This is a genomic window from Subtercola sp. RTI3 (assembly GCF_035018625.1).
Lineage (GTDB): Bacteria > Actinomycetota > Actinomycetes > Actinomycetales > Microbacteriaceae > Subtercola > Subtercola vilae.
Genome location: NZ_JASJXO010000005.1, coordinates 63,287 through 87,588, shown reverse-complemented (window position 1 = coordinate 87,588; position 24,302 = coordinate 63,287). Strand labels below are relative to the sequence as shown.

Genomic DNA, 24,302 nt, shown 5'->3' with positions numbered 1-24,302 from the left:
AGTTACCGCAAATATGACGTCAGATGTCGTATCTCAGGGAAAGGATTCATAGATGATTCACGCACCCCTTAGCACCGCACGCACCGCACGCACGGCACGCACCGGTCGCACCGCACTCCTCGCAACCGCACTCACCGCCAGCCTCGCAGCCGCCGCACTGCTCGGCGCCCCCGCCGCCAGCGCGACCCCGAGTGATCCACCGGGCACGCTCACCACCACGAACCTGGCCCCCACGCTTGTCTCACCCTTTGCCGCGTACCGCATCCCCGCGCTCAGCTATCTGGGTGACAACGTGGTTGTCGCCGCCTGGGATGGGCGACCCGGCAGTGCGGCCGATTCGCCGAACCCGAATTCGATCGTGCAGCGCCGAAGCACCGACGGCGGCGCAACCTGGAGCACCCAGGCCACGGTTCTCCAAGGAAACCCCGACACGGCCGGCTCAGGAGCGAACAAATACGGCTACAGCGACCCCAGCTACGTTTACGATCACGTTGCAGGCACCCTCTTTCTGTTCTCGGTGTACTCGAAAGACCAAGGTTTCGGCGGCAGCACCTTCGGCAACGACGACGCGAACCGCCAGGTGATCAGCGCGCAGGTCTCGCAGTCGACCGACTTGGGTCTCACCTGGGGAGCGCCGCGGCTCATCACCTCCGTCGTCAAACCGGGAACCAGCAGCGCGGCTCCGGTTGCGGGCGATGTGCGGGGGATGTTCGCCACCTCGGGTTCCGGCATACAACTGAACTACGGCAGCCACGCCGGCCGGCTCATCCAACAGTTCGCCGGTGACGTTCGGCAGGCCGACGGTACGAACCAGGTCGAGGCGTACAGCGTCTACTCCGACGACCATGGGGCTTCGTGGTCGCGCGGCGCATTCGTCGGAACCGGTATGGACGAGAACAAGACGGTCGAGCTCTCTGACGGCCGCGTTCTCCTGAACTCCCGCGACCACGCGAACCAGGGCTATCGCAAGGTCGCCCTGTCAAGCGACGGTGGTGCAACGTACGGCCCGGTCACCAGCGACCTCGAACTGCCCGACCCGGCCAACAACGCCTCGCTCGTGCGCTTGTACCCCGACGCGGCGGCCGGCACGCCCGAGGCGAAAATACTGCTCTTCACCAACGCGAACTCGCAGTCGGCCCGGCAGAACCTGACCGCCCGTGTCTCGTGCGACGACGGCGCAACGTGGCCTTTCGCCCGCCAACTGAATGCCGGCTTCTCGGCATACTCAGTAGCGGCGAGGTTGGGAGGCGACTCTGTTGGTGTGCTTTATGAGTCGAGCTACTCCACGGGCATCCAGTTCGCCGCACTGAACGACGCGTGGCTGGCCTATTCGTGCGGTGGGGTCACCCCCATCGCGGGCACCACTGTCACAGGTCAGCGAACCGACGCCGCACGAAACCTCGGCACAGCACCGTACTCCGCGGGCGAGCAAGTGCCGTACTCCTTTCGCGTGACAAACCACTCGACGGGCACGGTCAGCACAACTCCCACGGCGGGCAACTTCACACCCCTCGTGGCCCCAGGAACGGGCAACTGCCGCTACCTCGCCCTGGCCGCCGGCGCCTCTTACACCTGTGCGACGCCCACCCATACCGTCACCGCAGCCGAGGCCAGCCAGGGCTACTTTGTGCCCGACACAACCTGGTCGGTCTCACCGTCGTCGAGCGGGAGCGGGCGTGTACTCGGGCTCCCGGTGAACCTGACCGCGGGTGTTCACGTCGACAGCGCAACGATTTCCGGCGTCAGCATCGTGGGCGCACGGGCCGACGCGGGCCGTGACGTGGCGGCAAGCCCGTATGCTGCCGGCGACACCATCGCGTACCGTTTCGCGGCGACCAACACCACCGCGACCACCGTCTCGGTAGCCCCCTCGAGCGGCAACTTCACGCCGCTGGTGGCTCCAGGAACGGGCAACTGCCGCTACTCATCACTGGCTGCCGGCGCCTCGTACACCTGCACAACACCCACCCACACCGTCACCGCAGCCGAGGCCAGCCAGGGCTACTTCGTGCCCGACACGACGTGGGGTGTGACAGTCGGCACCACCACCACCTCGGCCCGAATACTCGGAACACCGGTGAGTCTTCGCTAACGCGTGGGCATCACACCGCGGAGGGCCTCGTCACGGGGCTCTCTGCGGTGCGATGCCCCACCCGTTCGGCCAACCGCTCACGGTGGTGCCGCTCGCCGCGAATTGTCACGACGCCCACCACGATCACCCACGCGAGAAACGGAAAGGTGGCGGTCGCCGTCACCCCCGGGCCCCCCGCCGAGAACAGGTTCTTCGAGCTGGTGCCGTTGAAGATGGCCGGAACGGAGAGCAGATTGGTTGCCGCCACGGCGAATGCGAACCAGCCCGTCCAGCGAGGCAGGGTCGTCGACGCGAACGTCACATAGCCGGCCGCCGCCACGACGAGGGCTGTCAGCATGCCACCGATCGAACCGAACATCACGATGTGCCCTTCGATGAGCGCCCGGATGACCGTGCCATTGGGAGACTGGCCGACGGTGTCGAGCGCACCACCGGCATCCAGTGCATCACCCACCAGCGTCACCGCGACGAACACCAGCCCCGACCCGTAGCTGAGGTCGGCGACCCACTGCAGGTCGTGCCGGGCCACGGTGATGAGCTGGCGCAGGCTTGCGAGAAAGACAACCAGCGCGGCCATGAGGAAGATGTCGATGAAGATGACCGTCAGCGAAGCGTTCGCCACTTTCGCCGTGAAGGCGGCGAGCGCCGACTCGTCTGAGAGTTCGGGGCGCGAGCCCACTGCGGCCACCTTCACAACGAACTCGCTCGACATGAGAACAGCCACGGCGATGGCTGAGATACCCGTCCATCGCCGAACATCGGGCTTCAGGGTGTGCTGCGTCAGGATGCGTGGCATAGCGCGCTCTTTCTCCTCGGTGCCCCCAGTCTGCTGCAGCGCCCTGGCCCGCACACTGCGACGCGCAGACGAAGCACCCCCGCTGATCAGCCCTGTGAACTGATCTTGTCAGGCCGAATCACGAGGATGACCCGCTTCTGGTCGCGGCCCCCGTACCAGGGATAGGCGGTTCCGAGGTGATTCTGGGCGAGCTTCTCGATGTGCTCCACTGCTCCCTCTGTCTCGGTCGATGTCACGGTACCGCGAACCTGGTAGTACCGGCTGGGGTTGCCCGGGTCAGAGAGGGCGACGGCCACGCGAGGGTCTCGCTCGATGTTGCGCAGCTTCTGAAACCCCTCGACCGTGTTGATGATCACGTTCTCGCCATCGGTGTCGACCCACGTCTGGGTGAGCTGGGGCGAGCCGTTCGGCATCGTGGTGGCGATGTAGCAGAGTGCGCGTGAATTCAGCAGGGCCAGCAGTTCGTCAGAGAGCGTCATGCGAGCAGATCATACAGTACGCACGACACCCCGCCAGACGAAGCGTGCCCCTATGCGTGAGCCTCGCCACCGAACGTATGATAAAAAACGAGAGTGGGTGCACGTGTCCGAGGTGGTGTCTAAGGGTCCTTCCGAGAAGGTTCTGGGTGGTCGTTACCGCCTGGGCACGCCGGTCGGGCAGGGCGGAATGGCGACGGTCTTTCGGGCGCGCGATGAGATTCTCGGGCGCGAGGTGGCGGTCAAACTCTTCACCAACAGCGCCGCCGATGCGGGTCGAGAAGAGGGCGAACTGGCGGTTCTGGCAAGCCTTGACCACCACGCACTGGTGCAGCTGTACGACGCGGGTATCGACCGCGATGAGTACGGCCGTGCCCACCGCTACATCGTCATGGCGCTGGTCAACGGCAGCGACCTGCATGACCGGGTGGGGGTGTCGGCCCTGTCGGCCCGGCACATTGCCGAAATCGGCTACGACATGGCCGAGGCGCTCGACTACATTCACGCGCACAACGTCATTCACCGCGACATCAAGCCGTCGAACATTCTGGTGGTCGACTACGGCGACGGCTCACCCCGTGCCCGCGCCAAATTGACTGACTTCGGTGTGGCCCTGACCGCGGACATCGAAAGGATGACCGCCGAAGGCGCCACGACCGGCACCGCCGCCTATCTCAGCCCCGAGCAGGCCTCTGGGCGCCCGGTCGGGCCCGCGAGCGATGTGTATGCACTCGGCCTTGTGCTGCTGGAATGTTTCACGCGCTCACTCGAGTACCCCGGAAGCGTGGTGGAGTCGGCCATCGCACGCCTCCGCCGCGACCCCGTGATTCCCGCCGAGCTGCCCGACTACTGGCGACAGCTGCTCGGGGCGATGACGGCTCGCAACCCGCTCGAGCGCCCGGTGCGGCATGAGCTTGTCGCGATTCTGAAGCAGGTCGTCATCGCTGAGAGCGGGCGTCACAAAGACGAGGTGATGCACCCGTTGTTCGACGACGACGAGAAGCACCCTTCTCTGGCGCCGCGCCCCAGCGTTCTCGACACCCTGCCAGACGAAGCCCTCGATCGCGTGACGGTGATGGCGGCGCGGTTGTTCGCGGCGCCCATCTGCATCATCAGCGTTCTCGACCACGATCGGGTGTGGCTGAAGACGCACTACGACACGTCTGCAGAGCAGACGGCGGCCGGCAACCTGAATCTGACACTCACCGCGCAACCACAGTCCGAGCCAGTGGTCATCGAAGACACCATGCTCGACTCGCGCTCGAGCGACAGTTCTCTGGTGACAGGTGACTTCGGCATGCGCTTCTACACGAGCGTGCCGCTGAAACGTTCGAGCGGCACAGTGATCGGCACCCTCTGTGTCATCGATTTCGAGCCGCATGCAGTGTCGAACGAAGAGGTCGAGAACCTGAACGACCTCGCCGCCCTCGTCGTCAGCCAGCTCGAATTGCGTCACGTGGGAATGCGGACAACCAGCGAGATCCGTGTGAACACAGCACCGCCGGTTGCCGCCCTGGCCCCACTGGTTCACTGACCGCATCGGTCGCAACCGTGCAGGTCACCGATTCGACTACCGGGCCACGCCGATGAGCCATTGTCACACCGTGACGGAGGCCCATCCTTTTTTCTTCATCGACTCGCTCCACAGTCGGCCGGCGCGGTACGACGAACGAACCAGGGGGCCGGCGAGCACCCCGTGAAAACCCAGCTGCTCGGCCTCTTCGGCGATCTCGACGAACTCCTCCGGCCGCACCCACCGCGCCACCGGCAGGTGCCGGGGGCTCGGCCGCAGGTACTGGGTCACCGTGATGATGTCGGTCTTCGCGAGGCGCAGATCGCTCAACGCCTCACTCACCTCGGCGCGGGTCTCGCCCATGCCGAGGATGAGGTTCGATTTGGTCACCAGCTTCGCGTCGCTGGCCTGGGTGAGAACATCCAGTGACCGTTCATAGCGAAACGCCGGCCGAATACGCTTGAAGATACGCGGCACCGTCTCGACGTTGTGGGCGAAGACCTCGGGGCGCGAGGCGAACACTTCGGCCAGCAGTGCCGGGTTGCCCGAGAAGTCGGTAGCGAGCAGTTCGACCCCGGTGCCCGGGTTCTGCGCGTGAATCTGGCGCACCGTCTCGGCGTGCAGCCAGGCTCCCTCGTCGGGCAGGTCGTCTCGGGCGACTCCGGTCACCGTGGCGTAGCGCAGCTGCATCTGGTGCACCGATTCGGCCACGCGGCGCGGCTCGTCGGTGTCGTAGTCGGCGGGTTTGCCCGTGTCGATCTGGCAGAAGTCGCACCGCCTCGTGCACTGCGAACCGCCGATGAGAAAGGTCGCCTCGCGGTCTTCCCAGCACTCGAAGATGTTCGGGCAGGCGGCCTCCTGGCAGACCGTGTGCAGTCCCTCGCTCTTCACGAGCTCCTGCAGCTTGCGGTACTCGGGGCCGAACCGTGCCCGGGTCTTGATCCACTCCGGCTTCTTCTCGATGGGGGTCTCGGCGTTTCGAACCTCGAGCCGCAGCAGTTTGCGATCCCCCACGGTGGCGCTCATGCCGCCACCGCCGGCACGCGCTCGAGCACCCGACAGAGTTGCTCTTCGACTGCTGCCTGCACCTCCCGCGGTTCGATCCGTCGACCGAGTACCTCGGTCATCGTGGTCACGCCCGCGTCGCGAATACCGCAGGCCACAATGTGCTCATACGGTTCGAGGCTGTTGCTGCAGTTGAGGGCGAAACCGTGCATCGAGACGCCTTCAGACACCCGGATGCCGATGGCTGCGATCTTCGCCTCGGCTCCGTTCTGCGTCACCCACACTCCCGAGCGGCCCTCGACGCGATGCCCCTCAATACCGAACTCTGCTACCACGGCACTGAGCGCCGCCTCGAGGTCGCGCACGTACCGAACCACGTCGAGCGGTTCGGGCAACCGCAGAATGGGGTAACCGACGAGCTGCCCTGGGCCGTGCCAGGTGAGCTTGCCACCGCGATCAGAGACCACGACCTCCGAGCCATCGGTGGGCAGCTCGCTCGGTTCGGTGCGCTTGCCGGCGGTATACACCGCGCGGTGTTCGAGCAGCAGCACCGTGTCGGGTGCGGTGCGCGCGGCAACTCTTCGGTGCAGGTCGCGCTGGCGCTCGAGCCCCTCGTCATAGGGAATGAACCGGCTACCGAGGTCGAGCGGGCAGAATTCGATCATGCACCATGGTCGCATTAAATGTACTGAGTTCACAAAAGGCATTGACCGCTTGCCGGCGAGGAGCCCCGCTGCCCCCTGGGGTGCGTCAGATCCAGCGCATCTGATCGTGGCGGCACCGCGGTTACCCCCGCCGCCTCGCCCGCCGACGCTCCCGCCACGACATCGCCTCGAGGGCAGCGTCGGCCCGCTCGCGCGCCTGAAGCATCTCCTGATAGCGCTCGGCACGGCGTTGCCGCCACCGCTCGAGTTCGCTGTCGATGTCGCGCGTCGGTGTGATCACCGGCGGCCCGCCCTTCAGTTGCCGGCGCGCTTCGACGATGCGCCGATTGAAGTCGTCGAGCAGGTCGCGAACGGCCGTTTCTGAGGGCGCGGCGTCGAGCCGGGCATCCAGAGCCGTGTTCTCTGCGCGCAGAGTGAGCGCCGGCGGGCCGAGGCCGGTGATGTTCTCGCGTTCGATCTTCTTGCGGATCCACCAGTCGGGGTCGTACGTCTGCTGCAACCCGCTGAGGGGCTTGCCAGCGCCCGGCAGGTTGTCGAAATCGCCGCGGCGGATGGCCTGCTGAATGGCGATCTCGACGAACTGCGCCCGTGCCTCCATTCGGGGCTGGCCCGCGGTGTCGGCCTCGTCATCGGGCTCCGCGCTGCCGGGGGTCGTGCCATCGACTTTATACCGGGCCACATTCAGGCGAGCGTCACTGCGCTCGTTCTTGCCGCTCATGCGTCAAGCCTAAGTTCTGCCCAGCGCTTCGTCGAGGGGGCTCCGGATGCCCCGCGGGGCTGCCCACACCACCCCGCCGAGCCGCCTCATCTCAGCCGTCGAACCCGTTCACGAAGGTCACGCTGGCCTGCTCGATCTGCGTGCGGGCATCATCGTGAGAGACACCCGCCACCCCGTCTCCCGCCTGCGGGCCGTAATCGCCGAAGAACGCGTGCACTCCCCCGGCGATCACCACATACTGCGTGTCGGCGGGAAGCGATGGCTTCGATGCATCGATCTTCGCCGGCGTCGCAAGGCCGTCGTTCGACCCCGAAACCGAGAGCACCCGGGCGCCGAGGCCGCTCATGTCGGTGGCAGGGTACGACGCGTACAGCAGCAGCCCCACCACCTTCCAGGTGCTGGCGCCGGCGAACGAGCCTGCGTCGATGGCGGCGACGGTTCCACCGAGCGAGTGGCCACCGACCACCCACTGGGTCACGGAGGCATGCGCCGAACGCGCTCCGCCGAACGCGGCCGCCGAGAGAAAGGCGATTCCGAGCGGCTGCTTCGGAATGACAACGAGGTGCCCCGCCTCGGCAAGCGGCCTCAGAACGGCGGCGTAGGCCCGGGCATCCACTGTGGCACCCGGCTGAAAGAACACCCCGGTCGCCCTGACCGTGCCGGTCGGAGTCAGCACGATTTCTGTGGCGTCTTCGGTCACGGTGACAGCCGCATCAGAGCGCATTGCCGCGAGCGCCGGCTCGTCAGCCGACGACGGCACCAGCCATGCCACGGCTGCAATCACGATGACCCCCAGCCCGAACGCCACCACCCGCAGCGGTCGCAATCGTCGGCGCACCACCACTCGCCGGCGCCACGATCGCACCGCCACCACCACACACACGCCGAAGGTGACCGCCAGAATCACGGTGTATGCCGGATGCCCGTGCACCAGCATCGACCCGGTCGACACTGCCGCCCACACCGACACCAGCGCGCCGAGCGTCACCGCACTGCGCACCGCCCAGAACCCGATCACGTCTGTTCTACTCGCCACCCTGCAATTCTGCCGCACCCACGGGTGGCGTGCGGGGTTTCACCTGGTGCGCTCGCAGGGTGTAGCGAGGAGCGGCCTGCAGGCCCGGTGCAGAGGGCGCTACGCGCCCGGTTTCCAACCGAGCAAGGGGCCGAGCACCGTGGCGACGTCGGTGAGGATCTGAACGTAGTCGGCGTGCTCGAACGAGAAAGGCAGCGCGAAGACCACCTCGTCGACGGCCTGGAATCCGGCGTGCGCTCGCAGAGCATCCGCAATCTCGGCAGAGCTGCCCACGATGTCGGGCGCGAACAGAATGCGCTGCGGGCCCTGCGGCGTCTGTGTGCGCGCGAACCGGCTCTCGGCGTAGGCGCGGTACCTCGTCACCTGCTCGGGAGTCGCGGTGTCGGTCGGAATCACGACGAGCCCCTGCGACGCGCGTGCCGCCTGGCCGAGCGGGTGAGTCTGTCGAAAGAGGTCGATGTGCGAGCGCTGGATGCGCGCGAAGTCGTCGTCTTCTTCGGCCCGCACCACACTGCTCGTGAGTAGGTTCAGCCCGTTCTCGCCTGCCCATGCGGCCGAGGCGAGCCCGGCGGCGCCGTACCAGACGCGATTCACGAGGCCCGGCGAGTGCGGCTGGATGCGCGGCGAATAGGCCTCGATGCCCTCTGTTCCGGCGAACGTGCTCACCGCGTCTCCTCGCAGGTTCGCCAGCAGGCGCAGAACCCGATCGTGCCCGAAGTCCTCGCCCTCGGCCGTGTCGGGGTACAGGTGCGCCTTGATGTCGTCGAAGTGCGTGGGCGGCCCCACGCTCACACCGGCGTTCAGCCGGCCGCGGCTGAGAACGTCGACGGTAGCGAGGTCTTCGGCCAACCGAAACGGGTTCTCGAAGCCGAGCGGAATCACCGCGGTTCCGAGCTCGATGCGGGTCGTTCGCTGGCTCGCCGCCGCCAGCACCGCGACCGGCGATGAGATTCCGTACTGCAGGTGCCGGTCGCGCAGCCACGCGCTGTCGAACCCGAGCTGCTCGCCTAGTTCGATGATCTGCAGGGTGCTCTCGTGCCCAGCGAACGGGTCGGCCTCGTCGAACAGCCCGATGCTCAGAAAGCCCAGCTTCGCGAGGGGGCGTGCGGTGTCTGGCATGGTCTCTCCCGGGGTTCTGGCCTCCCTTCATTGTGCACCGCAATCGCCGCAGTCGGGCGCGCCGCTGTCAACCCTCCCAGGGTTTACCCCCGCCCGCCGCCGATCCGTGATTCAGTAAAACGGTACTGTTCGTCACGCGCCTCGCATGGCGCGACCGGCTCGAGGGGTGGCACGCGCGTGGCCAATCACAGATTCATGCTCGACGACGGGCGCGGCCTCGGCGTCTCGGCCGCCGGCGACCCGGCGTCGAAGCGCCTCATCGTGCTCTGCCACCCCACCCCCGGCGCGGGCGCATTCGACCCGAACCCCACCGTCACCGCCCAGTGGCCGGTTCATCTGCTGATGCTCGACCGCCCCGGTTACGGGGCCTCAGACCCGCTCCCAGAGGGGGCCATTCCGACCATCCAAGACCGGGCCGACGACCTGGCCATGTTCCTCGCCAGCTCAGAAGACGAAGCCAGAGCGGTCGGAGGCGCCGACTTCGGCACGGTGGGCGTGGTCGGCTGGGGCACGGGCGGGGCCGTCGCGCTGTCGCTGGCCGCGCGGCACCCCGACCTGGTCGACAGGGTTGTCGCTGTGGGGCTGCCCCGGGCATCCGCAGCCGCACTGGGCGACACCGTTCGCCGCCGCGTCGGCCTCTCATCGATGAACGCCCACGCCCCGCTGTCGCAACTCACCCGCGCACTGGGCGCCCGGCCCACCCTCACCCGCGCCTCCCTCGGCATCGCAGACGACGACCCAGCCCTCTCCCGCCCGGGTGTCGCAGGCCGCATCGACCGGATGCTCGCCGAAGCCAGCACGCAGGGCCCCTCCGGTATCGCCACCGACCTGCTCGCGTTCCGCGACCGCGGCTGGGTCGACGAGTTGCCGCGCATCACGGCCGCAACGCTGCTGGTCTACGGCGACCGGGCCGACGACGGCTCCGACGGCTCCGGTTCTGACACAGCCGCCACAGCGGCTGCGGACGGCCAGTGGTACCGCCGCCGCATCCCGCGCTCGCGTGTCATCCGCGCGGCCGGCGCCCGCGAGCTCACCCTCGTGAGCCACTGGCGGCGCATCCTCGCGCACGTCGCCCCCGCTCGCCGCCCCTGACCCCGGGCGCCCCGACGAGGCAAGGCCATTCTGGCCAGCAGACCGATGTGACACAGGGCATGCGGCACACGATCCCTCATACAAGAGCGGCGGCTCGATAGCCGCAATACTCAGCCATCGGTGCAGATCTCTGTTCAGTTGGCACGCCCGACACATAGGATGTCTGAACACCCTTCCCGAACCCGAGAGACCCCATGGCCGTCACTGACGAAGCGATCAGCCGCATCCGCGAGATGATTCTGCGCGGCGAACTGCGGCCCGGCGACCGCCTGCCCCCCGAGGCCGAGCTCAGCGAGCGGCTGGGTCTCTCGCGCAACTCCCTTCGCGAAGCGGTGAAGGCGCTCGAACTCATCCGGGTGCTCGACGTGCGCCGCGGTGACGGAACCTACGTGACCAGCCTCGAGCCCGGCCTGTTGCTCGAGGCCGTGCAGTTCGTCGTCGACCTGCACCAAGACCAGTCGGTGCTCGAACTCTTCGAGGTGCGCCGTATTCTCGAATCGTCGGCCGCCGCCCTGGCCGCCACACGGATGACACCGGATGCCCTGACCGACCTGCGACGCAGCATCGAACTCGCGGCCGCCACCGACGACGTCGCGGCCCTCGTCGAGCACGATCTCGACTTTCACCGGCGCATCGCAGCGGCCAGCCGCAACGACTACCTCTCGACGCTGCTCGATGCCCTCAGCAGCAAGACCGTCAGAGCACGGCTCTGGCGCGGAATCACCGAGGAGAACGCAGCCGGCCGCACGCTCTCAGAGCACGCGGCCATCGTCGAGGCCATCGCGGCGGGCGACGCCGAGCTCGCCAAGGGCCTCGTCACGGCCCACATCGCCGGCATCGAGGGGTGGATCAGGCGCGCCACCACCTGAGGTCGAAAGCCGAGCGTGGCACACTGCTGCCCGAACCCGCTCTAGCGCCGAGCGGCGGCTAAACATAGGATGTATGGAGTCACCTCAACCCCACCGCCTACAGAAAGCCCTGCATGAAGCTCCTGCGCCTCGGCCCCCTCGGCCACGAGATCCCCGCCGTTCTCGACGAGCACGGCACCCTCTTCGATCTCAGCTCCCTCACCGCCGACCTCGACGGCGCCTTCTTCGCGCGAGGCGGCATCGCCGAGGTGGCTGCTGCCCTCGTAGCCGGCACCCTCGCCACGCTGGGCGACCCGAGTGACGGCTCGGTGCTCCGCGTCGGTGCCCCCATCGCCCGCCCGACCGCCGTGATCTGCATCGGCATGAACTACGCGGCCCATGCCGTCGAGTCGGGTTCGCTGCCGCCCACCCAGCCCGTGATCTTCTTCAAACACCCGAACACTGTCGTCGGCCCCTACGACACCGTGCTCATCCCGCCGGGCTCGACGAAGACCGACTGGGAGGTCGAACTCGCCGTGGTCATCGGCTCTCGCGCCCGCTATCTCAGCAGCCCCGACGAAGCGCTCGGCGTCATCGCCGGTTTCGCGGTCTCGAACGATGTCTCAGAGCGGGCCTACCAGATCGAGATCTCGGGCGGCCAGTGGAGCAAGGGCAAGAGCGCCGAGACGTTCAACCCGCTCGGCCCGTGGCTGGTGCCGACGGCAGAGGTCGGCGACGGGTCGGGCCTGCGCCTCTCCTCAACTGTCAACGGCGAGCCGCGCCAGGATTCCAACACCAGCGACCTCATCTTCGACGTGGCCACCATCGTCTACCAGCTGAGCCAGTTCATGGTGCTCGAGCCGGGCGACCTCATCAACACGGGCACCCCCGAGGGCGTCGGCCTGTCGGGCCGCTTCCCGTACCTCGCCGACGGCGATGTGTTCGAGTGCAGCATCGATCTGCTCGGCACGCAGCGCCAGTCTGTGCGCCAGACGGTACTGCCAACCCACCCCGGGAGCCCCTCGTGACCGACAGCACCCTCACGCGACGGGCCGACGACGGCAGCTACGACGGCACCGTCGCCGTGGTCACCGGTGGAGCATCCGGTCTCGGCAAAGCCATCGCCGAAGAGCTCTACCGCCGCGGTTCGACCGTGTACTGCCTCGACCTCACACCCGAGCAGGTCAGCGCGCCCCTCATCGGCGTGCACTGCAACATCGGTGAGACGACCAGCGTCACGGCGGCCATCGCCGAGGTCGTCGCCAGCGCCCACCAGCTCGACATCGTGGTGGCGAACGCCGGCATCGGAGCCCAGGGCGACATCGAGGCAAACGACGACGACGAGTGGATGCGCGTGCTCAACATCAACGTCATCGGCTCCGCTCGCACCGTTCGTGCCGCACTGCCGCACCTGCGCGAGTCGTCGAAGGCCGCCATCGTCTTCACCTCGTCGATCGCAGCCTGGGCCGGGCTGCCGCAACGGGCGCTCTACTCCGCCTCGAAGGGGGCCATCTCGGCCCTCACGTTGGCGGTGGCCACCGACTGCCTTCCGCTGGGCATTCGCGTCAATGCCGTCGCACCGGGCACCGCCGACACCCCATGGGTCGGCCGGCTGCTCGACTCGGCCGCCGACCCCGCGGCAGAACGCGCAGCCCTCGAGAGCCGCCAGCCCACCGGCCGGCTGGTTCAGCCGAACGAGGTGGCCGAGGCCGTCGCCTACCTGGCCTCCCCCACCTCGCGGAGCACGAACGGCGTCATTCTCGCCGTCGACGGCGGCCTGTACTCGCTGAGGCCGCGCCCGAATCAGGGGTGAGGCAAGCGCTCACGCCCTCGGCGTCGAATACCCACCATGAACAGACGCGCAGTCGGAGCAGTGCGGCTCCTGGTGGGGCTCGGCCTGCTGGCCACCATCGTGATTCAGATCGCCGATCGCGTGGTGCACAACGCCTTCGACCCGTGGGAGTACTTCAGCTACTTCACCATCGAAACCAGTCTGTTCAACATCGTGGTGCTGGTCGTCGGGGGCGTCATGGCGCTGAGGCTCGCCCGCGACACCACGCTGTACACGACCGTGCGCATGGCCACTCTCACCTACGCCATCGTCACCGCGGCGGTCTACAACCTGCTGCTGCGTGGGGCTCCCTCGCCCGGCTTCCAGGGGCTCAGCTGGCCCAACGAGATCGTGCACGTCTGGGTGCCGATCATCATCGTGCTCGACTGGCTACTCTCGCCCGGGCGGCCGGTGCTGCGCTGGCGCACTCTCTGGGTGGTCGTGACCTACCCGATCGCGTGGGCCGTCTACACGTTCGTTCGCGCTGCCGCAAGTGGCGGCACCATCTACCCGTACCCGTTTCTCAACCCCGCCAACGGCGGCTGGGGCAGCGTCATCGGCTACATCGTGGGCCTCACCGCGTTTCTCGTCGGCCTCGGCGCGCTGGCGGTCGGGTACGGCCGGGGCCGCTCTCGTGCGGCGGAGCGGGCCCGGCTACGGGCGTGAGTCGCCCCCACTTCGTACTACGGGCGGAAGGCCGTCACGACCGCCGCGATGTCGTCTGACCCGTGCCCGAGCGCACTCGCCCGCCCGAACAGCCCGGCGAGGGCCTGCAACATCTCGGTCGGAGCCTCGGAGCCCGAACGGGCATCCTGAACCGCCTCGAGCATCAGCCCCAGATCTTTCGCCAGCCCATCGACCGCGAATGACGCCGTGAAGTCGTCGTCGATCATCATGCCGCCCTTGAGCTGCGCGTAGGGCGTGTTCGAGGGGCCGCCGTCGATCGCGTGCAGAAAGAGGGCTGGGTCGACTCCGAGCAGCCGGCACATCTCGACCGACTGCGCCGTGGCCGCGGTCAGCGACGCCACCCACGCGTTGCACGCCAGCTTCAGCGCGCTCGCACTGCCGGGTGCGTCGCCCACCTCCACCGTCTTCGAGCCGATCGCGTCGAGCACGGGCGCCAGGCTCCGGATGCTCGCCGCCTCCCCCGACACCAGAACCACGAGCGTGCCCTCGTCGGCCGGTTTCTTCGTTCCCACCACCGGGGCGTCGACCATGCTCACCCCGTGCTCGGCCGCACGTGCCTGGAGCCGGCCCACCCCCGCCACCCCCACCGTTGCGCACTGCATCCAGACGGCATCCGGGGCCATGTTCGCCAGAAACTCGACCGCCACCTCGGTCACGGCGGCTTCGTCGAACAGCATCGTGAGCACCACGTCGGCCTCACGAACCGCGTCTGACACAGACTCGGCGACCGTCGCGCCGTCGCTCTCGAGGGGTTTCGCCTTCTCGCTGTGGCGGTTCCAGACCGTCACGTCGATTCCCGCCCGCAGCAGCGAGCGGGCCATTCCGGCGCCCATCGTTCCGGTTCCGAGTAGTGCGACCTTCATGGTGTTCTCCCTGTTGTTCGGTTATTCGGTTGTTCGTCAAGCTTCTCGCCGGGCTTCGCCGGCACCGCTGGTCACGCCTTCGCGCTGCCGGTCACGCCGTAGCGCTGCCGATCACACTGTCGGGTACCTCCCGCAGAAAGATGTCTGCCGTCTTCGGGCCCATACCCTTCCACTCCAACATCGTCGCTTTCAGCTCCACACGCGACCCGGCCCGCTTCACCAGCTGGCTCACTGACCCGTGCTCAGACTTCACCCGGTGCATCACCTCGTGCAGCTCATCTGTCATCACGTAGTCGATGCGCGCATAGTGCCCCTCATCGAGCAGCGCCCGCAGCCCCTCGCGGTCGTACTCTGCGAACCGCCCCGGGCTCGTCAGCCCGTGCTTCACCAGCACCCGCCACGTCGCGGCCGACACCTCCTGCTGCACCGGCCGCCCAAACAGCAGGCTCGCCAGAAACCACCCGTACAGGTCTTTCGCCCGTCCCGAATCCGGTTTCAACCCCAAATCGCCTGCCGTCATGTTCGCCACTGCGGCCTCCTCTTCGTCACATTGCTCTCTCAATCGAGTCAACGCTTTCTTCACCGACCTCGTCTACCGCTTGACTCGCAGCCGTCGGGCTGTTGTTGCGCTCATACCAGAACTTCGGATGCTCGATCGCGCACCAGGTTCGTTGTCTCCGGTGTGCGAGATGAAGACCTCGTCTCCCTGAAAACACTGGCCTCCAGGGGCAAACGCTAGTCGGCGGGCCTGACGAGGCAGAACGGGTGGCCAGCGGGGTCGAGGTACGCGCGAAACGTCGTGGCTCCGGCACCGGTGAGCGTCGCGCCAATGGCGAGAACCTGTTGCTCGCCCACGTCGAGGTCGTCGACCTTCACGTCGAGGTGCAACTGCTGCGGAACATCCTGACCCGGCCACTGGGGCGCCCGATACCCGTCGGCCCGCTGAAAGGCGAGGAACGGCCGAGCGTCACCGGGTGGCACGATCTCGCACCAGTCGGCGTCGCGCGACACCGTCTGCATTCCGAGCAGCTCGGCGTAGAAGTCGGCCAGGCGCTCGGGGTCGGGGCAGTCGACAACAACAACGTCCAGGGTACCGATCATGCCAAAAAGCTAGGGCTTCGGCGGGCGGGATGCAAGCGGGTAACTTTGAAGGATGCCCGGCCGATGGTTTCGACGAAGCACGCCACCCGCGAGCGTGCCCGAATACTGCGCCACGATCGTCCTGTACCAAGCCATCTCGAAGCTCGACGCCCTGGCCGTGATCTCGCTGGCCGTCGACGCGCCGGTCGAGAACGCCAAGCTCGGCATGCCGAGAATCGCCCTGGCCGACGGCGCGTGGGTCGAGGTCGAGCTGCCGAAGTTCGGCGAACCGCCGCCGCTCGCCCTCGACGTGTACAGCACAGTGAGCACCGACCAGGCTCGACTTCAGGCCCTGACACTCATTGCAGCGCTGCGGCGGCAGACGGCCTGGGATGTTCGCCCCGACTTCGGCGCGCACGACGACGACTGAGGCGCCGAAGCACTGGCGCATGCGGCAGACGCACTGCCGCACGGGCACCCGAATCAGAGCACTCGGCCCGGCACCGGTACCCTTGGGGCAATGACTATCACCGCATCAGCCGACGGTTCTGCCCTCGGCAACCCCGGGCCCGCCGGCTGGGCCTGGTACATCGACGACTCGACCTGGGGCGCCGGCGGCTGGCCGCACGGCACGAACAACATGGGCGAACTGAAGGCAGTGCTCGAGCTGTTTCGCGCCACCGCACACGTCGACGACGACCTGCACATTCTCTGCGACAGCCAGTATGTGATCAACACGATCACCAAGTGGATGCCCGGCTGGAAGCGCAAGGGGTGGCGAAAGGGTGACGGCAAACCGGTCATGAACCTCGACCTCATCAAAGAGATCGACGACGCCATCGTGGGCCGTCGCTACCGCTTCGAGTGGGTCAAGGGCCACGTCGGTCACACCCTGAACGAGGCAGCGGATGTTCGTGCCCGCGGTGCCGCGGAAGCCTACGCCAAGGGCCGCACCCCCGACACTGGCCCAGGCTACCCGGGAGGCGCCCCGCGCATCGACGGTTCCGCGGCTTCTGCGGCTTCTGCAGCAGCCCCGGCCACACTGGCGGCGCGACCGGTGTCTGCACCACAGGCATCAGCCAGCCAGAGGCCAGCACACGACACTCTCTTCTAAGGCCGCTCGGCGCCTCTTCGCAGCCCCGCGATGAGCAGCTGCACGAGGCGACGCGCGTCGTAGCCGGGGTCGTGCTCGGCTCCCGCGCAGAGGTTCCCGATGCCGCGCATCAGCTGATACGCGGTGACGCCAGGCTGGCTCTCGCCGGCGGCGACCGACGCCGAGAGCAGGTCGGCGCAGACCGGCACGAGCCTGTCGATGAAGTACGCGTGCAGAGAGTCGAAACCGTCGCGATCTGATCGCAGCGCAGCCGCGAGCCCGTGCTTTGTCACGAGAAAGTCGACGAAGAGGTCGACCCACCGGGCGAGCGCCTCGGCGGGCGACCTGTGCGACGCGAGCAGAGCCGGCCCGGCCTCAGCGCAGGCTTCGACCTGGTGCCGGTACACGGCCACGACGAGGTCGGCGCGGGTGGGGAAGTGCCGGTAGATCGTTCCGACACCCACCCCGGCCGCCGCCGCAATCTCGCGTACGGGCGCATCGACGCCCGAGCTCACGAACACCGAGGCTGCGGCGTCGAGCAAAGCCTGCTCGTTGCGGCGCGCGTCAGCACGCTTCGGCCGCCCGGGCACCACGGGCACCGCGGGCACCACGGGCACCGACGCCGGCAGCCCGGCCGTGGCACCCTCGTCGACAACTGTCATGGCTGGCCCTTCGAGTAAAACCGATTGCAAAACGGAATATCGTTCCGTATAGTCTCTAGCGGATCATGGTTCCGCTTGTACATGATCGCACACCCGACGCGCGAGCGCGAAAAGGCGAAATCTCGATTGGATCACCCATGCCCCGACCACTCCACCTCAGCTTCGGCATCGCCACCGCCCCCACGCAGGTCGACTACGCCGACATCCTGCGGGTCTGGCTCGAGGCCGACGCCGTCGACGAGATCGAGCACGCCTGGCTCTTCGACCATCTGATGCCCATCTGGGGAGACCCGAACGGGCCCACGTTCGAGGGCTGGACCTTGCTCGCGGCCCTCGCCGCCCAGACCCACCGGCTGCGCCTCGGGCTGCTCGTCACGAGCAACCGGTTTCGCCCGCCGGCGATGCTCGCGAAGATCGCCGCCACGGTCGACGTGGTGTCAGGCGGGCGGCTCGACTTTGGTATCGGCGCGGGGTCTCGCCCCGATCATCCGGTCGCCCGGCGCGAGTATGCAGCGCACGGCCTGCCGTTCGAGAATTTCGCGCATGCGGTGGGCAACCTCGACGAGGCGCTCACGGTGATGCGGCGACTGTGGGTGGAAGAGCAGCCGTTCGACTTCGATGGTGCCTACCTGCACCTCACCGGGGCGTTCTGCAACCCGAAGCCCGTGCAGCGGCCAGCCCCGCCGATCATGATCGGGGGCCGCTCAGCGGCCCTGCTGCGCGTGGTGGCGAAGCATGCCGACCAGTGGAACATTCCGGGCGGCGACCTTGCCGATGCAATCGAGCGAAGCGCCCTGCTCGACACCTACTGCGCCGACATCGGGCGCGACCCGGCCACCATCGTGCGCTCGATGCACGTGTCAGTGTCGTATGACGACCCCGCCGACACACGACAGGCCATCACCGACGCTGCCGAGGCGGGGTTCGGGCACTTCGTGCTGTCGCTGGGCGCACCCTACCCCGAGAACGTGGCGCGCTGGGTGGCCGACGAGATCATCGAGAACGTGCGGTAGCCACCCGCGTCAGGCAGAGCGCTGGCGGCACAATCGTCGCCGCCAGCGCCTCACCACCGCTCAGAAGCGCGCGACGCCCGCCCGGTCGATGAACGTGCCCGTCGGGCCAGCTCCCCCGCGTGTCGCCAGGTCGACAACCGCGTCGGTGCCCTCTTCGACCGTCTGCAGACCGTTGTTTCCGTTCAGATCGGTCGCCGTGTAGCCCGGGTCTGCCGCATTGATGCGCATCTCGGGGAACGCCTTCGCGTACTGCACCGTCAGCATCGTCACGGCCGACTTCGACGACTGGTACAGCGGAGCGATGATGTTCGACTCGAGCCGCTGCGGGTCGAGCACGGCGTCGAACGACCCCATCCCGCTCGACACGTTGACGATCGTGGGGGCATCGGATGCCCGCAGCAGCGGCAGCATTGCATGCGTCACCCGCACAATACTCACCACATTGGTGCCGAACACCAGCTCGGCGTCGGCCGCCGTCAGCTCGTCGATCGCGCGGCGCGGGCCCGTGATGCCAGCGTTGTTCACGAGCACGTCGAGCCCACCTGCCGCCCCGATGGTCTCGGCGGCCGCAGCCACCGACGCGTCGCTCGTCACATCGAGCTGCACGAACCGGCCGCCCAGCGCCTCGGCCGCGGCCCGGCCGCGCGCCTCGTCGCGAGCGCCCATCCAGACGGTGTGCCCCGCCGCGATGAGGCGGCGTGCGGTTTCGTAGCCGAGGCCCTTGTTGGCCCCGGTGATCAGTGTGGTCGGGTTCTGCGCTGTGGTCGGGCCGGGTGTTGTGGTCGCGCCGGGTGCTGTGGTCGCGTTCGGCACTGCCGCCGCGTCAGGTGTTGTAGTCATGGCTCGAGTCTGCTGCCCGCAGGCCGCAGTGTCGTGGCCCGGCCGAACAGGAGGACTCGCGGTACCACCCAGAATGGGCCTCACGCTGGCAGACTGGGCAGATGCAGGATGCTCAGCACGGCGATCTCGCGGCACTCCTCCGCTCCTGGCGCGATCGTCTCTCGCCGATCGACGTGGGGCTGCCCGCGGGCGACTCCCGCCGGGCATCCGGTCTGCGACGGGAAGAACTCGCCGCGCTGGCAGGATTGAGCGTCGACTACGTGGTTCGCCTCGAGCAGGGCCGCGCCCGCCGGCCGTCGGCGCAGGTCGCCGCCTCTCTCGCCCGGGCCCTGCAGCTGAGCGACACCGAGCGCGACCACCTCTTCGTGGTGGCGGGGCTGCTGCCGCCGTCGCCGCGTGAGGTTCCGTCGCACATTCCGCCCGGGGTGCAGCGCCTGGTGGCGCGGCTGAGTGAATCACCGCTGGCCGTATTCACGGCCTCGTGGGACCTCATCACCTGGAGCCCGCTCTGGGCGGCGCTGCTCGGCGAACCCGTGAGGCCCGCCGGCGGCGGGCGGCCGAACCTGATTCGCTCGCTCTTCACGGGCGCCGCCCTGCACGACGGCGAGGCAGCGATCGTGAGCCGGTCGGGCAGCGTCGATGCGTTCGGAGCGTCTCTCGTGGCAGATCTCCGCCGGGTGCACGGCCAGTACCCCGATGACCGCGGGGTCGACGCGCTCGTCACCGAGCTGACAGCAGCGAACGACACCTTTCGGGAGCTCTGGCAGAGCGGGGCGGTTGGCGAACACCAGTCAGAACGAAAAGTGGTGCACAGCGCGCTCGTCGGCGATGTAGAACTCGACTGCGATGTGTTCAGCGTGGCCGGAACCGACCTGCGCATCGTCGCGTACACCGCCGCGACCGGCTCGGAAGCTGCGGCGAAACTCGACTTCCTGCGCGTGTCGGCGGTGGCCGCACTGCCGGTGGCCTGAGCCACTCGGCCTCAGGCGACCACGTCGAGCGCCGCCCGCACGATGCTGTCGGTATCGATGCCGTGATACCGGTACACCTCGTCGATCGCCCCGGCCTGGCCGAAACCGCTCACCCCGAGGTTGCGACTCTTCACCTGGTTCACCGAGGCGAGAAACGCGAGGGTGTGCGGATGCCCGTCGAGCACGGTCACCATGGGCGCAGCCTTCTCGCGGGGCAGTATCTGGTCGAGAATCCAGGTCTCGGCCGAGCCCTGTCCGTTTCGACCCTGCAGCGCTTCGTAGAGCAGCCCGGGGCTCGTGACACAAAGCACATCGACGGGCGTGCCAAGCATTTCGAGACGATCGGCGGCCGCCAGGGCATCCGGAACCAGCGCGCCCATGGTCACGATCGTCACCGCGGGATGCAGCGCCGCTCGCAGTAGGTACCCGCCGGCCACGACCTGCCGGCGACGACGCTCGCGCGCAGCGGGGTCGGTGGGAATCGAGGCCAGCTGCTGATCGACCGGCTTCGTCGACAGCCGGAGGTAGGCCGACGTACCGCCCTCGCGGCCCATCTGGGCCATCGCGGCAAGAAGGGTCCACTCGACGTCGAGCGCGAACGCGGGTTCGTAGCTGATGCAGTTCGGCTGCTCGAGGCCGATCGAGGGGGTCTTGATCGACTGGTGGGCACCGCCCTCGGGGGCGAGTGTCACGCCAGAGGGCGTGCCGACGAGAATCGACTGGCCGCCGGCGTAGATGCCGTATGACCACGGTTCGAGCGCGCGCTCGACGAACGGGTCGTAGAGCACCCCGATGGGGAAGAGCGGCTGGCCCCAGCGACTCCACGTGGCGCCGAGCTCACCGATCAGGCTCACGAGGTTCACCTCGGCGATGCCCAGTTCGATGTGCTGGCCGGTGGGCTTCTCTCGCCAGTGCATGATGGTCTCGGCATCGTCGCTGAACCAGTCCTGGCGCTCTTCGGTCGACCAGACACCCACCTTGTTCACCCAGCCGGCCAGGTTCGTGCTCGAGCTGACGTCGGGGGTCACGGTGACCACGCGGCGTGCAGCCTCGGGCGCCGCGCGGGTGAGGTCGAGCAGCGCGCGGCCGAGGGCGGCCTGCGTCGTAGCGGTGCCCGCCGGTGTGCGGCCGAAGTCGGCGGGCACGGCTGGCGGCAGTACCGCTTCGATGGGGTCGCGGTGCAGCCGCTCGGCGGTCGAAGCGCAGAGCACTCCCCCGGCCGAGCCCGCCGCGAATCGCTGCCACGGGTGAGCGGCATCTTCGCCGAGCTGCTCGGCGAGCGCCCGGTACTGCTCGACGCTCAGCAGCGACGAGTGGTTCTGCGGGTGCCCCTCTGTCGGCAGCCCGTACCCCTTGATCGTGTAGGCGATGATGACGGTCGGCCGGGTGTCGTCGATCTCCGCGTACGCCTGCTGCAGCGCGGCGAGGTCGTGCCCGCCGAGGTTGCGGATCGCCGCCAGCAGCGTCTCGTCGTCGATCGTGGCCAACAGATCGGCAATCGATTGCCGGGCCGACCCCGTGCCCGGCAGGCGGTCGCGCAGCTCGTCGGCGGCGCAGCGCAGCAGACGCTGGTACTCGGGGTTCGGCATCGCAACGATGCGGTCGCGAAGGGCTGGGCCACCGTCGCGGTCGAACAGGCCCTCGAGCAGACTGCCGAAGCGAACGGCGATCACCTGCCAGCCGGCGGCCTCGAACATCCGCTGAATCTTGCCGGCAGCACTGTTCGGCACCACCCGGTCGAGCGACTGTCTGTTGAGGTCGACAATCCAGACGATCTCGCCCAGCTCGGCCACGCTCGAATCGAGCACCGCCTCCCAGATGGCCCCTTCGTCGAGTTCGGCGTCGCCGACCAGCGAGTACTGGCGCCCGCGGCTGGGCGTGCCCGTGATCGTCTCGGTGTATCTGCGCGAGATAGCGCCCCAGATCGGCGCCGTCGCCCCGATGCCCACCGACCCCGTCGAGTAGTCGACCGGGTCTGGGTCTTTCGCCCGGCTCGGGTAGCTCTGCAGCCCGCCGAACTGCCGCAGTGTGGTGAGGTATTTCTCATCGAGGCTGCCCAGCAGATAGTTGATGGCATGCAGCACCGGCGAGGCATGCGGCTTGACCGAGACACGGTCTTCGGCGCGCAGCTGACCGAACCAGAGTGACGTCATGATCGTGTTGATCGAGGCGCTCGATGCCTGGTGCCCGCCCACCTTGATGCCTGAGGTGTTCTCGCGCACCCGGTTGGCATGATGGATGATCGAGGTCGACAACCACAGCACCCGCCGTTCGATCGCGGCCAACGTAGCCAGGCGCGACTCGCCGCCCGCATCGTCGAGGCGGGCGCGATTCTCGTTGAGCGTGCTGTGTTCCACCGGGCTTCCTTAGGTCAGAGGAGTGACGCACCGAGTCGACCACAGATGACGCTCTCTGCGCAATCGACGTGACCTAAACTAAGCAGGATGCTCACCTGAACCCAAGCCGGCCCCGAAGAAAGTGATCACAATGCCACGAAAACGCCAGGCCGACCAGGTCGACGCAGCCATTCTGCAGCGGCTGGTCGCCGACCCCGACGTCACCAACCTGGCCATCGCCGCCTCGACAGGGCTTGCCCGCAACACGGTTCGGGCCCGCCTCGACCGCTACACCGCCGAGGGCGCGCTGCGCTCGTTCGAGAGGCGCATCGACCCGGCATTTCTCGGCTACCCGCTGCGCGCCTACGTGGTCACCCGCGTCACCCAGCGCAAACTCGACCGTGTCGGGGCCGCCCTCGCCACCGTGCCCGAGGTGCTCGAGGTGCACGGCCTCACCGGCGTGAGCGACCTGCTCGTGCACGTCGTCGCTCGCGACGCCGACGATCTGTACCGCATCACCGGCCACATTCTCAGCATCGACGGCGTGAAGCGCACCAATACCGGCCTGGTCATGCGCGAACTGGTGGGCTACCGCATCGCCCAGCTCATTGACCCGCCTCAGCGAACCGCGAAGAACACGATGCAGAACAGTCCGCCGACGACGCTGTAGACAGCGAACGGAACGAGGGTGCGCGAGCGAAAATAGCGGTCGAGAAACCTGACCGCTATGAAGGCGCTGACGAACGCCGCCGCGCTGCCGGCGAGCACCTGGCCCTGAATGCCCTGCCCGAGGGGCCCGAACAGGTCGGGCAGTTTCAGCACTCCGGCGGCGAGGATGACCGGGGTTGCGAGTAGAAACGAGAACCGTGCCGCCTCGCGGTTGCTGAGCCCGGCCGCCATGCCGCCGACCATCGAAATGCCCGAACGGCTGATCCCTGGCAGCAGCGCGAGGATCTGCGAGGCACCCACCGCGATCGCGCGCGGAAAACTGAGGGAGCTGACCGCGGCATCCACTTGTGCGTCGTCGTCATCGGGCTCGACCGAGCCGATGGCCGCGTGGGCACCGACAGTGACCACCGCTCTCGGCGTGCGGGCGCGGCTGCGCCGACCGAACCGTTCGCTGAGCAGCAGTACAAACCCGTTCACCGTGAGAAAGATCGCGGCGATCATGGGAACACCGAGTACGCTCCGAAAGACGTGGTCGAGCAGCAGGCCCGCTATCGCGACCGGAATCGTGGCGATGATCAGCAGCCACGCCAGGCGCTCCGGTGCCGTACTGATGCGTCGGTACCTGATCGACGTGACCAGCCCCACCACGATGCGCGCCCAGTCCTTGCGAAAGAACACGATCAACGCGAGGGCGGTCGCGACGTGCAGCCCCACAATGAACGCGAGGTATGGCGAATCGGGCGCAGAAACGTTCATGTCGGTCGCCCACGAACCACCCACGATCGCCGGGATCAGAATGGAGTGTCCCAGACTTGAGATCGGGAACAACTCGGAGATGCCCTGGATGACGCCCATGACGATCGCTTCCAGGTACGTCAGTTGGCTCATACTGCCACG

General features: G+C 67.7%; 26 protein-coding genes. 12 read left to right on the top strand and 14 right to left on the bottom strand.

What is annotated here, in order from left to right:
• Nucleotides 1-52: 52 nt before the first annotated feature.
• Nucleotides 53-2,092, top strand: a complete 2,040-nt coding sequence (locus tag QN358_RS03675) for a sialidase family protein (protein ID WP_323511634.1) — start codon at nt 53-55, stop codon at nt 2,090-2,092.
• Nucleotides 2,093-2,102: 10 nt separating this feature from the next.
• On the opposite strand, the gene QN358_RS03670 is transcribed toward QN358_RS03675, so the two are convergent.
• Together QN358_RS03670 and QN358_RS03665 are read right to left on the bottom strand one after the other, a co-directional pair.
• The gene (locus QN358_RS03670) at nt 2,103-2,888 is read right to left on the bottom strand and encodes a hypothetical protein (RefSeq protein WP_323511633.1); all 786 of its coding nucleotides are present in this window, start codon (nt 2,886-2,888) and stop codon (nt 2,103-2,105) included.
• Nucleotides 2,889-2,974: 86 nt separating this feature from the next.
• Nucleotides 2,975-3,367 (bottom strand): PPOX class F420-dependent oxidoreductase, encoded by a 393-nt coding sequence (locus tag QN358_RS03665; protein ID WP_323511632.1) that lies wholly within the window; start codon nt 3,365-3,367, stop codon nt 2,975-2,977.
• Nucleotides 3,368-3,470: 103 nt separating this feature from the next.
• Between QN358_RS03665 and QN358_RS03660 the strand changes: the two genes are divergently transcribed.
• Nucleotides 3,471-4,898 carry a protein kinase domain-containing protein gene (locus QN358_RS03660; protein ID WP_323511631.1) on the top strand — a complete coding sequence of 476 codons (1,428 nt, stop codon included), beginning with the start codon at nt 3,471-3,473 and terminating at the stop codon, nt 4,896-4,898.
• 63 nt (nt 4,899-4,961) lie between these two features.
• Here the strand turns inward: QN358_RS03660 and lipA are convergent, their stop codons facing one another.
• From lipA to QN358_RS03635, 5 genes are all read right to left on the bottom strand, one after another.
• Entirely contained in the window at nt 4,962-5,903 is a 942-nt protein-coding gene (gene lipA, locus QN358_RS03655; RefSeq protein ID WP_201799212.1) for a lipoyl synthase, read from the bottom strand.
• Nucleotides 5,900-6,547: a lipoyl(octanoyl) transferase LipB gene (gene lipB, locus QN358_RS03650; RefSeq protein WP_323511630.1), complete on the bottom strand. Its 648-nt coding sequence runs from the start codon at nt 6,545-6,547 to the stop codon at nt 5,900-5,902. Before lipB ends, lipA begins: the two co-directional genes overlap by 4 nt.
• Before the next feature lie 121 nt (nt 6,548-6,668).
• Nucleotides 6,669-7,265 carry a DUF1992 domain-containing protein gene (locus tag QN358_RS03645; RefSeq protein ID WP_136640708.1) on the bottom strand — a complete coding sequence of 199 codons (597 nt, stop codon included), beginning with the start codon at nt 7,263-7,265 and terminating at the stop codon, nt 6,669-6,671.
• 91 nt (nt 7,266-7,356) lie between these two features.
• Entirely contained in the window at nt 7,357-8,301 is a 945-nt protein-coding gene (locus QN358_RS03640; RefSeq protein WP_323511629.1) for an alpha/beta hydrolase, read from the bottom strand.
• A gap of 99 nt (nt 8,302-8,400) precedes the next feature.
• On the bottom strand, nt 8,401-9,420 hold the full coding sequence (locus QN358_RS03635) for an LLM class flavin-dependent oxidoreductase (RefSeq protein ID WP_323511628.1): 1,020 nt from the start codon (nt 9,418-9,420) through the stop codon (nt 8,401-8,403).
• A gap of 177 nt (nt 9,421-9,597) precedes the next feature.
• Between QN358_RS03635 and QN358_RS03630 the strand changes: the two genes are divergently transcribed.
• The 5 genes from QN358_RS03630 to QN358_RS03610 all read left to right on the top strand — a co-directional run bounded on the left by QN358_RS03630 (nt 9,598) and on the right by QN358_RS03610 (nt 13,857).
• On the top strand, nt 9,598-10,512 hold the full coding sequence (locus tag QN358_RS03630; RefSeq protein WP_323511627.1) for an alpha/beta hydrolase: 915 nt from the start codon (nt 9,598-9,600) through the stop codon (nt 10,510-10,512).
• A gap of 194 nt (nt 10,513-10,706) precedes the next feature.
• Nucleotides 10,707-11,381 carry a FadR/GntR family transcriptional regulator gene (locus tag QN358_RS03625; RefSeq protein WP_323511626.1) on the top strand — a complete coding sequence of 225 codons (675 nt, stop codon included), beginning with the start codon at nt 10,707-10,709 and terminating at the stop codon, nt 11,379-11,381.
• A gap of 113 nt (nt 11,382-11,494) precedes the next feature.
• On the top strand, nt 11,495-12,388 hold the full coding sequence (locus QN358_RS03620; protein ID WP_323511625.1) for a fumarylacetoacetate hydrolase family protein: 894 nt from the start codon (nt 11,495-11,497) through the stop codon (nt 12,386-12,388).
• Nucleotides 12,385-13,173 (top strand): SDR family oxidoreductase, encoded by a 789-nt coding sequence (locus tag QN358_RS03615; protein WP_323511624.1) that lies wholly within the window; start codon nt 12,385-12,387, stop codon nt 13,171-13,173. The genes QN358_RS03620 and QN358_RS03615 overlap by 4 nt, the downstream gene beginning before the upstream one ends.
• 36 nt (nt 13,174-13,209) lie before the next feature.
• Nucleotides 13,210-13,857, top strand: coding sequence for a Pr6Pr family membrane protein (locus QN358_RS03610; protein WP_323511623.1), 648 nt, complete (start codon nt 13,210-13,212; stop codon nt 13,855-13,857).
• 17 nt (nt 13,858-13,874) lie between these two features.
• On the opposite strand, the gene QN358_RS03605 is transcribed toward QN358_RS03610, so the two are convergent.
• The 3 genes from QN358_RS03605 to QN358_RS03595 all read right to left on the bottom strand — a co-directional run bounded on the left by QN358_RS03605 (nt 13,875) and on the right by QN358_RS03595 (nt 15,842).
• Nucleotides 13,875-14,741: an NAD(P)-dependent oxidoreductase gene (locus tag QN358_RS03605; protein ID WP_323511622.1), complete on the bottom strand. Its 867-nt coding sequence runs from the start codon at nt 14,739-14,741 to the stop codon at nt 13,875-13,877.
• Nucleotides 14,742-14,832: 91 nt separating this feature from the next.
• Entirely contained in the window at nt 14,833-15,270 is a 438-nt protein-coding gene (locus tag QN358_RS03600) for a hypothetical protein (RefSeq protein WP_323511621.1), read from the bottom strand.
• Nucleotides 15,271-15,476: 206 nt separating this feature from the next.
• On the bottom strand, nt 15,477-15,842 hold the full coding sequence (locus QN358_RS03595) for a VOC family protein (protein ID WP_323511620.1): 366 nt from the start codon (nt 15,840-15,842) through the stop codon (nt 15,477-15,479).
• Between the two features lie 52 nt (nt 15,843-15,894).
• On the opposite strand from QN358_RS03595, the gene QN358_RS03590 reads away from it, so the two are divergent.
• On the top strand, nt 15,895-16,251 hold the full coding sequence (locus QN358_RS03590) for a hypothetical protein (protein ID WP_323511619.1): 357 nt from the start codon (nt 15,895-15,897) through the stop codon (nt 16,249-16,251).
• A 90-nt stretch (nt 16,252-16,341) separates the two neighbouring features.
• Nucleotides 16,342-16,935, top strand: coding sequence for an RNase H family protein (locus tag QN358_RS03585; protein ID WP_323511618.1), 594 nt, complete (start codon nt 16,342-16,344; stop codon nt 16,933-16,935).
• On the opposite strand, the gene QN358_RS03580 is transcribed toward QN358_RS03585, so the two are convergent.
• Nucleotides 16,932-17,576: a TetR/AcrR family transcriptional regulator gene (locus QN358_RS03580; protein WP_323511617.1), complete on the bottom strand. Its 645-nt coding sequence runs from the start codon at nt 17,574-17,576 to the stop codon at nt 16,932-16,934. The genes QN358_RS03585 and QN358_RS03580 overlap by 4 nt on opposite strands.
• A gap of 137 nt (nt 17,577-17,713) precedes the next feature.
• On the opposite strand from QN358_RS03580, the gene QN358_RS03575 reads away from it, so the two are divergent.
• Nucleotides 17,714-18,589, top strand: coding sequence for an LLM class flavin-dependent oxidoreductase (locus QN358_RS03575; protein WP_323511616.1), 876 nt, complete (start codon nt 17,714-17,716; stop codon nt 18,587-18,589).
• A gap of 60 nt (nt 18,590-18,649) precedes the next feature.
• Here the strand turns inward: QN358_RS03575 and QN358_RS03570 are convergent, their stop codons facing one another.
• Nucleotides 18,650-19,429, bottom strand: coding sequence for an SDR family NAD(P)-dependent oxidoreductase (locus QN358_RS03570; RefSeq protein WP_323511615.1), 780 nt, complete (start codon nt 19,427-19,429; stop codon nt 18,650-18,652).
• 101 nt (nt 19,430-19,530) lie between these two features.
• Between QN358_RS03570 and QN358_RS03565 the strand changes: the two genes are divergently transcribed.
• On the top strand, nt 19,531-20,400 hold the full coding sequence (locus QN358_RS03565) for a helix-turn-helix transcriptional regulator (RefSeq protein ID WP_323511614.1): 870 nt from the start codon (nt 19,531-19,533) through the stop codon (nt 20,398-20,400).
• An 11-nt stretch (nt 20,401-20,411) separates the two neighbouring features.
• Here the strand turns inward: QN358_RS03565 and QN358_RS03560 are convergent, their stop codons facing one another.
• Complete coding sequence (locus QN358_RS03560; protein ID WP_323511651.1) at nt 20,412-22,694, bottom strand: transketolase-like TK C-terminal-containing protein; 2,283 nt, start codon at nt 22,692-22,694, stop codon at nt 20,412-20,414.
• 193 nt (nt 22,695-22,887) lie between these two features.
• Between QN358_RS03560 and QN358_RS03555 the strand changes: the two genes are divergently transcribed.
• Nucleotides 22,888-23,406, top strand: coding sequence for an Lrp/AsnC family transcriptional regulator (locus QN358_RS03555; protein ID WP_136640724.1), 519 nt, complete (start codon nt 22,888-22,890; stop codon nt 23,404-23,406).
• On the opposite strand, the gene QN358_RS03550 is transcribed toward QN358_RS03555, so the two are convergent.
• Entirely contained in the window at nt 23,355-24,293 is a 939-nt protein-coding gene (locus QN358_RS03550) for an undecaprenyl-diphosphate phosphatase (RefSeq protein ID WP_136640725.1), read from the bottom strand. The genes QN358_RS03555 and QN358_RS03550 overlap by 52 nt on opposite strands.
• Nucleotides 24,294-24,302 lie beyond the last annotated feature (9 nt).

Bases quoted from the DNA above. Each gene is read 5' to 3' on its own strand.
- QN358_RS03565 (WP_323511614.1), top strand. From the start codon at position 19,531: ATGCAGGATGCTCAGCACGGCGATCTCGCGGCACTCCTCCGCTCCTGG.
- QN358_RS03585 (WP_323511618.1), top strand. From the start codon at position 16,342: ATGACTATCACCGCATCAGCCGACGGTTCTGCCCTCGGCAACCCCGGG.
- QN358_RS03570 (WP_323511615.1), bottom strand. From the start codon at position 19,429: ATGACTACAACACCTGACGCGGCGGCAGTGCCGAACGCGACCACAGCA.
- QN358_RS03575 (WP_323511616.1), top strand. From the start codon at position 17,714: ATGCCCCGACCACTCCACCTCAGCTTCGGCATCGCCACCGCCCCCACG.
- QN358_RS03670 (WP_323511633.1), bottom strand. From the start codon at position 2,888: ATGCCACGCATCCTGACGCAGCACACCCTGAAGCCCGATGTTCGGCGA.
- QN358_RS03625 (WP_323511626.1), top strand. From the start codon at position 10,707: ATGGCCGTCACTGACGAAGCGATCAGCCGCATCCGCGAGATGATTCTG.
- QN358_RS03550 (WP_136640725.1), bottom strand. From the start codon at position 24,293: ATGAGCCAACTGACGTACCTGGAAGCGATCGTCATGGGCGTCATCCAG.
- QN358_RS03610 (WP_323511623.1), top strand. From the start codon at position 13,210: ATGAACAGACGCGCAGTCGGAGCAGTGCGGCTCCTGGTGGGGCTCGGC.
- lipB (WP_323511630.1), bottom strand. From the start codon at position 6,547: ATGATCGAATTCTGCCCGCTCGACCTCGGTAGCCGGTTCATTCCCTAT.
- QN358_RS03605 (WP_323511622.1), bottom strand. From the start codon at position 14,741: ATGAAGGTCGCACTACTCGGAACCGGAACGATGGGCGCCGGAATGGCC.
- QN358_RS03555 (WP_136640724.1), top strand. From the start codon at position 22,888: ATGCCACGAAAACGCCAGGCCGACCAGGTCGACGCAGCCATTCTGCAG.
- QN358_RS03620 (WP_323511625.1), top strand. From the start codon at position 11,495: ATGAAGCTCCTGCGCCTCGGCCCCCTCGGCCACGAGATCCCCGCCGTT.
- QN358_RS03645 (WP_136640708.1), bottom strand. From the start codon at position 7,265: ATGAGCGGCAAGAACGAGCGCAGTGACGCTCGCCTGAATGTGGCCCGG.
- QN358_RS03675 (WP_323511634.1), top strand. From the start codon at position 53: ATGATTCACGCACCCCTTAGCACCGCACGCACCGCACGCACGGCACGC.
- QN358_RS03665 (WP_323511632.1), bottom strand. From the start codon at position 3,367: ATGACGCTCTCTGACGAACTGCTGGCCCTGCTGAATTCACGCGCACTC.
- QN358_RS03635 (WP_323511628.1), bottom strand. From the start codon at position 9,420: ATGCCAGACACCGCACGCCCCCTCGCGAAGCTGGGCTTTCTGAGCATC.
- QN358_RS03590 (WP_323511619.1), top strand. From the start codon at position 15,895: ATGCCCGGCCGATGGTTTCGACGAAGCACGCCACCCGCGAGCGTGCCC.
- lipA (WP_201799212.1), bottom strand. From the start codon at position 5,903: ATGAGCGCCACCGTGGGGGATCGCAAACTGCTGCGGCTCGAGGTTCGA.
- QN358_RS03595 (WP_323511620.1), bottom strand. From the start codon at position 15,842: ATGATCGGTACCCTGGACGTTGTTGTTGTCGACTGCCCCGACCCCGAG.
- QN358_RS03580 (WP_323511617.1), bottom strand. From the start codon at position 17,576: ATGACAGTTGTCGACGAGGGTGCCACGGCCGGGCTGCCGGCGTCGGTG.